Origin of the sequence: Pseudotabrizicola sp. (assembly GCF_030684215.1) — a bacterium.
Taxonomy (GTDB): Bacteria; Pseudomonadota; Alphaproteobacteria; order Rhodobacterales; family Rhodobacteraceae; genus Pseudotabrizicola.
Genome location: NZ_JAUXOV010000027.1, coordinates 1 through 9,524 on the forward strand (window position 1 = coordinate 1; position 9,524 = coordinate 9,524).

The window sequence follows — 9,524 nt, forward strand, 5'->3', positions numbered from 1 at the left end:
GCTTCTGAGTACCTTGTATTGCATGCGCTCGCCACGGTCTGCGAGAAATCCTTGATCAAGCTCAAGCTCAGAAAACCAAGAGCTTTCTACAAGTCAGTGCCACAGAGATTGCTCTTGCATCCGTTTCTAAACGGTCGTTTAGTGGCGATACATGAAACTGCAAAAAGACTGTTTTGATGCCACTCATCGGTTATGCCCGCGTATCGACCGAGGATCAGACCCCCCTGCCCCAGTCGCAGGCCCTTAAATCTGCAGGCTGCGCGGAGATCCATGAAGAGCAGGCCTCTGGCGGCAATCGTGCGCGGCCGGTGTTGGCGCGCGTGCTGGAACGCGTCGCCAAGGGCGACACGCTAGTGGTCGTGCGGATCGACCGGCTGGCGCGGTCGCTGTCGCACCTTCTGGAGGTGATCGAGAGGCTTGAGGTAAAGGGCGCGTTCTTCCGCTCGATCGAGGACCCGATCGACACCGCATCCCCGCAGGGCAAGTTCACCCTGCAGGTGCTGGGCGCCGCGGCCGAATTCGAACGCGCCTTGATCCGCGAGCGTACGAAGGCGGGGCTGGCCAGCGCGCGGACCAAGGGCCGTGTTGGCGGAAACCCTGGGCTGCGGGCCAAAGACCCTGCCGCTCTGCGCAAGGTGCGGCTGGCACGACAGGATGGCTACATGGAGCGCTTGAACGAGACGGCACAGGACTGGGTGCCCCATGTACGCCGGTTGCGCCCCGACTTGGCCTGGGAAGATGTGCTTCGCATCATCAACGGCCCTCTGCCGGAAGCGCGGCGATGGACGCAGAGCCGCCTGTTGCGCGCCGTGAACGCCTATGTGCGCGATGGCTTTTTGTCCGACACGGTGCTGGCGCGCGCCGGACGGCGCGAAACGGACGACCGCCTGCCTGCCATCGTCGCCACGATCAAAGGTGCGGATCCTGACATCACCCTTCAGGCGATCTGTAACAGGCTGGAATCCATGCGTGAGCGCACACCCCGTGGGCGGACGAGCTGGCAGCCGTCATCCGTGAAGATGTTGCTGGAACGGGCCGAACAGCTTGGCTTGCTCGATTGAGCATAATAACCTTGCAAAACTTCCACTTCATGGAGTAATTGCAAGGTATGTACCAGCGCCAGACCAGTCAGATCGTGATATCGGCCCTCGATGCCCAAGCGGCTGTTGTCCTTTTGGGGCCCCGGCAGGTTGGCAAGACTACACTTGCGCTTGAGATAGCCGAGCAACGCCCATCTGTGTATCTCGACCTAGAACGCGACGCGGATCGGCAGATCCTGACTGAGCCCGATCTGTATCTGGATGAACAAGTCGGCAAGCTGGTGATCCTGGATGAGGTTCAGCAGATGCCGAATCTGTTCAAAAACCTCCGTGGGCAGATCGACATGCGACGGCGCAAGGGATCCCGCACGGGGCAGTTCCTTCTGCTGGGATCTGCGTCGAATGTGCTGCTGCATCAATCGGCCGAATCCCTCGCCGGGCGGGTTCGCTATATCGAGATGCCGCCTCTCCTGCTGGACGAAGTCGGCGAAGACAGGTTGAACGACCTGTGGCTGCGGGGCGGTTTTCCTGACAGCTTTCAGGCGGATAGCGACCGGTCCAGCATGACCTGGCGCGAGGATTTTCTGCGCACTTATCTAGAGCGCGATATCCCTTCCCTCGGGCCGCGCATCCCGGCAACCACGCTGCGCCGCTTCTGGACGATGCTGGCGCATGCACAGGGTGGCCTGTTGAATGCGAGCGCACTGGCCGAAGGACTTGGCGTCTCAGGTCAGACCGTCGGGCGATACCTTGATCTGCTCGTCGATCTCATGCTGGTGCGGCGCCTGCAGCCCTGGCACGAGAATGTCGGCAAGCGCCTCGTCAAGTCGCCGAAGGTCTTCGTCAGGGATAGCGGCCTCGTCCATGCCCTGCTCGGCCTCGGTTCGCAGGAAAGCTTGCTGGGACATCCTGTGGTCGGTGGGAGCTGGGAAGGGTTTTGCATCGAGACCCTGATCGCCGCGGCGCCAACCGGGACCGAGCCCTTCTTTTACCGGACTACGGCGGGGGCCGAGCTTGACCTTGTTTTGCGGCTACCCGGGGATGACATCTGGGCGATCGAGATCAAGCGCACCACCGCGCCCAAGGTGTCGCGTGGATTCCACCTGGCGGTCGATGACATCAAGGCCGACCGGAAGATGCTGGTCTACGCAGGTGACCGGGAAGTCCCGGCAGGCGATGATTTGCGCGCAGTGCCTCTGGCTGCCGCCGTGGGCCAGTTGCGCAAGCCGTAGAGCTTGATGTCCGCTCTGGGTCCGTCCCGACGCTGCGCTCATTTGTATTGGGCTTGGGAGAAAATCGCCCTCCCCCAGCAGCCAGGATGTCCGCGCTTGCCCTTACCGCCTATGAGCATCATCGCGGCGAAGGCGATCATTGGCAGGGAGTTGGCCGCGAAACTGTCGCAAGCCGTCCAGCACGTCACGGGTGCGCGGCAAGCGTTGAACCCGCAGAACATCATTGTCGCGGATCAATTCGATTCGGTCACCTTCCTCCAGGCCAAGTTCCCTGACCAGCTTTACTGGAAGGCGCACCGCCAGGGAGTTGCCCCATCTCACGACTTTCATCCTAACCCCCCCGCCACCACCAGCGTTGCAAGAGCTACATGCCCTTGAATGTCAGAGAAGGCTTGGTCAACGCGACCATCTTCCTTGTGCTTGTTGCGCGCCCAGACACAAAATGTGGAAAAAGCTTGCGCGAATCTGATCGGTCTGGCAATAGTCTCGATAAATAACGCGCGGTCACATAAAAATCGCGCCCACGGATCGAGGCAGAGATGAGCGAGCCTGAGCAGGACCTAGACATTGCCATCGGGCATTACGCAGAGCTTCTCGCGTCCAACCTTCACGCGCAACGTGCAGCCCACTTCCCTCCCGACGCCAAGAAAGTCATGCGCAGCTTGACCAGTGGTGAAGCGGCCGAGTTGCTTGGTGTTGATCATACCTACCTTCGCAAGCTTCATCGAGAAGGAAAGATCGCTGACGTCGAGACGACCGCGGGAAGTCACCGTCGGTACACTCTAGATGATGTCTGGGAGATCCGCCACGCCCTTGAGGCAAATGCGAAGAAGCCTGGAACCTACGTGCCGGGGCGTCGCGCCGGTGACGAACTTCAGATCGTCTCTGTCGTAAACTTCAAAGGGGGGTCAGGTAAGACGACGACATCGGCTCACCTTGCGCAGCGCCTTGCGCTCAAGGGGTATCGGGTGCTCGCGATTGATCTCGACCCTCAGGCCTCCCTTTCCGCGCTGCATGGCATTCAACCTGAACTGGACCTGATGGAGGGTGGAACCCTCTATGACGCAGTGCGCTACGATGAGCCGGTTCCGATTTCGGACGTGATCCGCAAGACCTACATCCGCGGTCTTGACCTGATTCCCGGCAATCTCGAACTGATGGAGTTCGAGCATGAAACGCCGGCAGCCATCCAGCGCGGTGGCGCACGCGCCTTCTTTGCCCGTGTGCGCGACGCGCTCGACAGTGTCGAAGCGGATTATGACGTCGTCGTCATCGACTGCCCGCCGCAGCTTGGCTTCCTGACCATGTCCGCCCTGTCTGCATCCTCTGGGGTGCTTGTAACCGTTCACCCGCAAATGCTCGATCTGATGTCCATGTCGCAGTTCCTGCGCATGACCGCTGATCTGCTTGGCGTCATCCGGGACGCCGGCGCAAACCTTCGCTTTGACTGGCTGCGTTTCCTGCCCACCCGATACAAAGTGGGTGACGCCCCGCAAACCGAGGTCATTGCCTTCATCCGAGGTCTTTTTGGCAGGTCAGTCTTGACCAACCACATGGTCGAATCGACTGCGATTTCGGATGCCGGGCTCACAAAGCAGACGCTCTACGAGGCCGAAAAGAAAGACTTCACGCGCCAGACCTTTGATCGTGCCATTGATTCCATGAACGCGGTGAACGACGAGATTGCTGCGATCATCCAGAACACATGGGCCAAGAATGGGGGCCGCAATGGCAAGAAAACCTAAACTAGGTCTGCCCTTGCAGACCCTGCGTAATGCGCCTGACGCCCTTGAGGGGCGGAGGCTTCGCGGTGGAGTTTTCGAAATCGACCCCGGTGATATCGAAACTGCAGGTCGGCTCGAAGACCGGCTGCAGATCGAGATCGAGGGTCTGAAGACGTCGATTTCCAAGAATGGCCAGCGGGTACCGATCCTCGTCCGTCCGCTTGAGGGTGATCGCTACAGCCTGATCTATGGCCGCCGCAGGCTCGAAGCGTGCAGAGAGCTTGGAGTCAAAGTTCGCGCCATCGTCACAGAGATGGAGGGTGATCAGGCGCTTCGCGATCAGCTTTTGGAGAACCAGGAGCGGCGAGATCTGAGCTTCATCGAACGTGCGCTCGTTGCCGCCGCCTTGCTTGACGGTGACCATCTGAGCGCATCAGAACGCACCAACAAGGGTGTTGCCGAGGTTCTCAATCTGACCGAGGCGGGAGTTTCGCAGCTGTTAAGCGTGGTACGTAGCGTTGGGGATGACTTGGTCTTTGCCATCGGTGCAGCGCCAGGCATCGGTCGGCCCCGATGGGAAGAACTCAAGAAGTTACTTGGGACCACGGATGCCGATCGTGACCTGCTTGCAGCCTTGGCCGGTGAGGCCAAGGCCACCCACCAAGGCGGCATTGACGAGAAGTCCGATCAGGCATTTTTGGCGGTACTCTCTGCCGCTGGAAAGCCTGAACACTCCACATCATCGTCTCGCCCGCCCGCGCGGCCTGGCACGGTCATTCCGGGGGTCGGTGCCGCAACTGTCACGACCGGACGCCGCGGCAAGCAACTCAAGCTCGAGTTGAAGGCTGAGGACAGCGATTTTGTCAGCTGGTTGGAGGGCAACGCCCCACAGCTGATCGCCGAGCTTCACGAGCGCTGGAAGCGTTCGGAAGACTGAGGAAGCGCAACAACCAAAAAGGAGGCACGAGACAGGCAGAAAAGAAAAAGGCCCCGAGAAGCAAGCTTCACGAGACCTTTCTTAGGTTTCGCATGGGACCAGCCCGCTACAAAACTTCAGTTTTCGCACCTCTGAATGTAGCGATCTGGCCCCTTTCCCGCAAGCGCAAAGCGATTCGCGGGCCAGGGAAATTTTGCCTTCGTGAGTGAGATCATGGAGTACACACCGATTTCGCCGTTTATGCGGCCGATCTCGCACGCGCATTTGCGTGTGATCGAGCGGCCCGAGGCATCTGTCCCGGGCAAACCTGTCAACAAGTGGCAGCTTCTTCGCGAGCTGTCCAAGGCGCAGGCGGCCTTTGGGGTTTCCGAACGCGATCTGACCGTTCTGCAGGGGCTTCTCAGCTTCTTTCCGGACGATGCGCTTGGCGGGAACGCCGAAATGGTCGTCTTCCCGTCCAACAATGCGATCTGCGAGCGGCTGAATGGCATGCCCTGCTCGACGATGCGTCGTCACCTCGCCCGGTTGGTAGAGGCAGGCTTGCTCATGCGGCGCGATAGCCCCAACGGGAAGCGGTATGTACGCAAGCGTGGCGAAGATCGCGTGGCCTTCGGCTTCGACCTCTCCCCGCTTTATTGCCGGGCAGAAGAGATTGCACGGGCCGCAGAGGCCGTGCGTGAGGCCGAGGACCGTGTACGGCGGCTTAGAGAGGTGGTGAGCCTCATGCGTCGCGACTTGGCCGCCCTGGCGGAGTTCGGCGAGGAGATACAGCCCGGCCTTGGCCTATGGGACCAGCTCCGCGACAGGGCCGCTCTCACAGCCCGCGCTCTTCGCCGCAAGCTTTCGCTTGAGGATCTTTCGGCATTCCGGACTGAACTGGAGACCCTTCTTGACCAGGCACGCAACGTCATTGATGGTCCTGAAACAGAAGATATGAACACCAATGATGCCTGTTTTGAGCGGCACCATCATAATTCAAATAAAGACTCTATAGATTTTGAACCTCCCTTAGGACAAGGCGGAGCGGCGACCGGCGCGCCTGAACCTGAACCAGATTTGCCTGAGGCCAGCCTTGAGGATCCTGACACTAGACGGGTGCCAAAGATTCCGCTCCATCTGGTGATCGCGGGCTGTCCGTCGCTCAAGACTTTTTACCAAGGCGATATCCGACATTGGCATCAGCTTTTCGACGCAGCCTGCCATGTGCGACCAGCCATGGGCATCAGTGCGTCCGCCTGGGAAGAAGCGCAGCGCTTCATGGGGCCGGAGCAGGCATCGATCGTCATTGTGGCGATGCTGGAACGCTTTGCCGACATCAGATCGCCCGGCGGGTACCTCCGTGCGCTGACATCAAAGGCAGCGGCAGGCGAGTTTTCCTGCGGGCCGATGGTCATGGCGCTGATCGGCAGGCGAAGTGCAGCTTAACAGCTGTTAAGTTCCGCCATGCGCGCATTGTGCCAGTGTGACTTAACAGCTGTTAAGTCACGTTTTGGCAGTCAGGCAGGATCTGAGAGGGAAAGGACGGAAGGTTTGAAGGGGTGACGGGAAATGAGATCGGGAGAGTGGCTTCCGACGCCCGTCGTGGAGAAAATCTGATGACGAAAGCTGTCCAGAAAATCACCCTGTCCCCGTCGCGGGATATCCCCTTCGATAAGCTCGTGCTGAGCCAGGCCAACGTCCGGCGCATCAAGGCGGGCATCTCGGTCGAGGAGCTGGCCGATGACATCGCTCGCCGCGGCCTGCTGCAGGGCTTGAACGTGCGGCCCATGCTCGATGCCGAGGGTGTCGAGACTGGACTGTTCGAAATCCCTGCTGGTGGTCGGCGCTTTCAGGCGCTGTCGCTGCTGGTGAAGCAAAAGCGGCTGGCGAAGACTGCACCCATCCCCTGCATCGTGCGGCATGCGGCGTCGGAAATTTTGGCCGAGGATGACTCGCTGGCAGAGAACATGCAGCGCGTTGCCCTGCACCCGCTCGACCAGTTCCGCGCTTTCCAGGCATTGCGCGAAAAGGGTCAGGGCGAGGAAGCGATCGCGGCTGCCTTCTTCGTGACGCCGCAGATCGTCAAGCAGCGCCTGAAACTCGCTGCCGTGGCCCCTGCCCTGCTCGACGTCTATGCCGAGGATGGCATGACGCTGGAACAGCTCATGGCCTTCACGGTGAATCCGGACCATGCGCGTCAGGTGCAGGTCTGGGATGCGGTGAAGAACTCTTGGAACAAGGAGCCCTACGCCATCCGGCGCATGTTGACGGAAACCTCGGTCCGAGCTTCGGATCGTCGTGTGGTATTTGTCGGTGTCGATGCCTATCAGGCGGCGGGCGGCGTCGTGCTGCGCGATCTGTTTCAGGGCGATGACGGTGGCTGGCTCGAGGACCCTGCCCTCCTCGACCGCCTGGTGGCCGACAAGCTTCAGGCCGAAGCCGAGGCGCTGGCCTCCGAGGGCTGGAAGTGGATCGAGGTGGCGACCGACCTGCCCTACGGCTACAGCCATGGACTGCGGCGTCTGGCCGGTGATCCCGCGCCGATGGCCGAGGAGGAAACCGCGGCCCATGCGTCGCTGCTCGCTGAGTATAGGGCGCTGGAGGAGGAATACTCCGGTCAGGATGAATATCCCGAGGAGATCGACGCTCGCCTGGGGCAGCTCGAGATGGCGATGGAGGCCTTTGAGGCGCGGCCCTTGATCTACGATCCGGCCGAGGTCGTCCGCGCGGGCGCATTCGTCACGCTTGATCGGGATGGCAGCCTGGCCGTTTATCGCGGCTATGTCCGGCCCGAGGACGAGCCGCGCGAGGAGACCGCGGTCCAGGATGGTGATGGCGCGGATGCTACGGGGCAGGGGGGTGATGTCGGTGTTTCCAGTTGGAACCCGTCGGCGACCTCCACCGGGGGCACCGTCATCACCTCAGGCGGGCAGCCGATCAGCGCGGATACGTCCGAGGAAGAAGATGATGGCGCGCTGAAACCGCTGCCCGAGCGGCTTGTCATGGAACTGACCGCCCACCGGACGCTGGCGCTGCGCGAGGCCATCGGGCGCTCCCCCGACGTGGCGCTGACGCTGTTGCTTCTGAAGCTGGTAACGGACACGTTCCGCACCTCCAGTTCTTCGGGCAGCTGCCTCGAGGCATCGGTGCGTCATGTCTACATGTCGGCGCAGGCACCCGATCTGAAAGACAGCGTCGTGGCCAAGCTGGTCGATGAGCGTCATGCGACATGGGAGGCCGATCTGCCCCTCGGCGACGACGCCGCGCTCTGGGACTATCTGACAGTGCTCGATCAGGGCAGCCGTCTTGCGCTTCTCGCGCATTGCCTCAGCTTCGGGATCAACGCGCTCCACGAGAAGGTGAACCCCTACGGTGCGGGCATCTCGGCCAGCGGCCTGACCCGCCGCATGGCGCATGCCGATCTCGTGGCCCGCGCGGTGGATCTCGACATGGTCGAGGCGGGCTGGGAGCCTACGGTCGATGGTTACCTCAACCGGGTGCCCAAGGCCCGGATCCTCGAGGCCGTGCGCGAGGCGAAGGGTGAGGGGACCGCGCAGCTTCTCGACCATCTGAAGAAGGGCGAGATGGCGATCGAAGCCGAGCGGCTCCTCAAGGGCAGCGGCTGGTTGCCCGAGGTCCTGCGCCGGGCCGATCTGGTGGCAGGCGACGGCGAGGAGATTGCAGATGGGCAGGGGGAGGACGCGGGCCAGCCCGACGACATTGATCTCCCCGCCTTCCTGACGGCTGATCTGCCGGAGAACGCCGCGTCGATGATGGCGGCAGAGTGATCTGAGCCATCCGGGGGCGGGGAAACCCGCCCTCACTCTCACAAAATACAGCAATATCAATATGATGAATGCGAACGCTCGCATTCGGGATGAGGAATCATGTCTGCAACCACCATCATCGACACAGCCCCTCTGGGGGCGCTGATCCGTTACACCGATGGCAGTCCGAAGCCACCGGCACGGTTCACCAAGAAGCTTGTCGCCTGGGAGCGATCGAACGGCGTCGGCCGTCTCGTGAAGAAGGAGCCACCAAGGGTCTATCCGACCTGGACTGCTCCGGCCTCCTTCACGCTGCATGAGGGTAACTTCTCCTCGGACGGGGTGATCCTCGTCACCATCATGCGCAGCCATTCGGCGGACAGCCGTCTGATCTTCGAGGTGGCAGAGGAACCGAAGGCTGGGCAGGTGCGGGTGCTGCTGGACTTCGGCGGGAATACCGAACTGCTGCATCTGGCGGAGTCCGTTACCGCGGCTGAGCTTTGGATCGCACGCGAAGGTTATCGCAACGCGAGGCTCGAGATCGTTGGCGCCGAGGACGGCGATGGGGCAGGGGGCGCAGACCTAGCCGCCTGAGCCCTGCTGACACAGCGTGAGGGGCCCGCCCATGGGCGGGCCCCTCACCGACCACATGAACCTCGTCCCGCGATGCTGCGGGGCACCAAAGGATCCATCCCCCAGTACGAAGGCTACCAACCAAGAGCCTGCCCGGGAGGCTGGCGGCGTTAAAAGCATCAGCGGGACAACCGGCTCCTGACGTTGGGGCACCATCCCCCGCTCGCCATTCCCTTCCTTGCCCCGAATCCTGTCTTCGAGATCAACCCGCG

The 9,524-nt window shown here is 61.5% G+C and carries 8 protein-coding genes; 7 read left to right on the plus strand and 1 reads right to left on the minus strand.

Going from position 1 to position 9,524, the window contains the following annotated elements:
* Window positions 1-176 precede the first annotated feature (176 nt).
* Together Q8K08_RS04320 and Q8K08_RS04325 are read left to right on the plus strand one after the other, a co-directional pair.
* Window positions 177-1,061 (plus strand): recombinase family protein, encoded by an 885-nt coding sequence (locus tag Q8K08_RS04320; protein WP_305249297.1) that lies wholly within the window; start codon window positions 177-179, stop codon window positions 1,059-1,061.
* A gap of 47 nt (window positions 1,062-1,108) precedes the next feature.
* Window positions 1,109-2,272: an ATP-binding protein gene (locus Q8K08_RS04325; protein ID WP_305249298.1), complete on the plus strand. Its 1,164-nt coding sequence runs from the start codon at window positions 1,109-1,111 to the stop codon at window positions 2,270-2,272.
* A gap of 102 nt (window positions 2,273-2,374) precedes the next feature.
* Here Q8K08_RS04325 and Q8K08_RS04330 read toward each other — a convergent pair whose 3' ends face one another.
* Window positions 2,375-2,602: an AbrB/MazE/SpoVT family DNA-binding domain-containing protein gene (locus Q8K08_RS04330; protein WP_305249299.1), complete on the minus strand. Its 228-nt coding sequence runs from the start codon at window positions 2,600-2,602 to the stop codon at window positions 2,375-2,377.
* A 209-nt stretch (window positions 2,603-2,811) separates the two neighbouring features.
* Between Q8K08_RS04330 and repA the strand changes: the two genes are divergently transcribed.
* From repA to Q8K08_RS04355, 5 genes are all read left to right on the plus strand, one after another.
* A complete protein-coding gene (repA, locus tag Q8K08_RS04335) occupies window positions 2,812-4,017 on the plus strand; it encodes a plasmid partitioning protein RepA (protein WP_305249300.1) in 1,206 nt (401 codons plus the stop codon).
* Window positions 4,001-4,933, plus strand: coding sequence for a plasmid partitioning protein RepB (repB, locus tag Q8K08_RS04340; protein ID WP_322573302.1), 933 nt, complete (start codon window positions 4,001-4,003; stop codon window positions 4,931-4,933). The genes repA and repB overlap by 17 nt, the downstream gene beginning before the upstream one ends.
* A gap of 213 nt (window positions 4,934-5,146) precedes the next feature.
* The gene (repC, locus tag Q8K08_RS04345) at window positions 5,147-6,358 is read left to right on the plus strand and encodes a plasmid replication protein RepC (protein WP_305249302.1); all 1,212 of its coding nucleotides are present in this window, start codon (window positions 5,147-5,149) and stop codon (window positions 6,356-6,358) included.
* Window positions 6,359-6,528: 170 nt separating this feature from the next.
* The gene (locus Q8K08_RS04350; RefSeq protein ID WP_305249303.1) at window positions 6,529-8,700 is read left to right on the plus strand and encodes a ParB/RepB/Spo0J family partition protein; all 2,172 of its coding nucleotides are present in this window, start codon (window positions 6,529-6,531) and stop codon (window positions 8,698-8,700) included.
* Window positions 8,701-8,799: 99 nt separating this feature from the next.
* Entirely contained in the window at window positions 8,800-9,273 is a 474-nt protein-coding gene (locus tag Q8K08_RS04355; protein WP_305249304.1) for a hypothetical protein, read from the plus strand.
* Window positions 9,274-9,524 lie beyond the last annotated feature (251 nt).

Bases quoted from the DNA above. Each gene is read 5' to 3' on its own strand.
- Q8K08_RS04355 (WP_305249304.1), top strand. From the start codon at position 8,800: ATGTCTGCAACCACCATCATCGACACAGCCCCTCTGGGGGCGCTGATC.
- repC (WP_305249302.1), top strand. From the start codon at position 5,147: ATGGAGTACACACCGATTTCGCCGTTTATGCGGCCGATCTCGCACGCG.
- repB (WP_322573302.1), top strand. From the start codon at position 4,001: ATGGCAAGAAAACCTAAACTAGGTCTGCCCTTGCAGACCCTGCGTAAT.
- Q8K08_RS04350 (WP_305249303.1), top strand. From the start codon at position 6,529: ATGACGAAAGCTGTCCAGAAAATCACCCTGTCCCCGTCGCGGGATATC.
- repA (WP_305249300.1), top strand. From the start codon at position 2,812: ATGAGCGAGCCTGAGCAGGACCTAGACATTGCCATCGGGCATTACGCA.
- Q8K08_RS04320 (WP_305249297.1), top strand. From the start codon at position 177: ATGCCACTCATCGGTTATGCCCGCGTATCGACCGAGGATCAGACCCCC.
- Q8K08_RS04325 (WP_305249298.1), top strand. From the start codon at position 1,109: ATGTACCAGCGCCAGACCAGTCAGATCGTGATATCGGCCCTCGATGCC.
- Q8K08_RS04330 (WP_305249299.1), bottom strand. From the start codon at position 2,602: ATGAAAGTCGTGAGATGGGGCAACTCCCTGGCGGTGCGCCTTCCAGTA.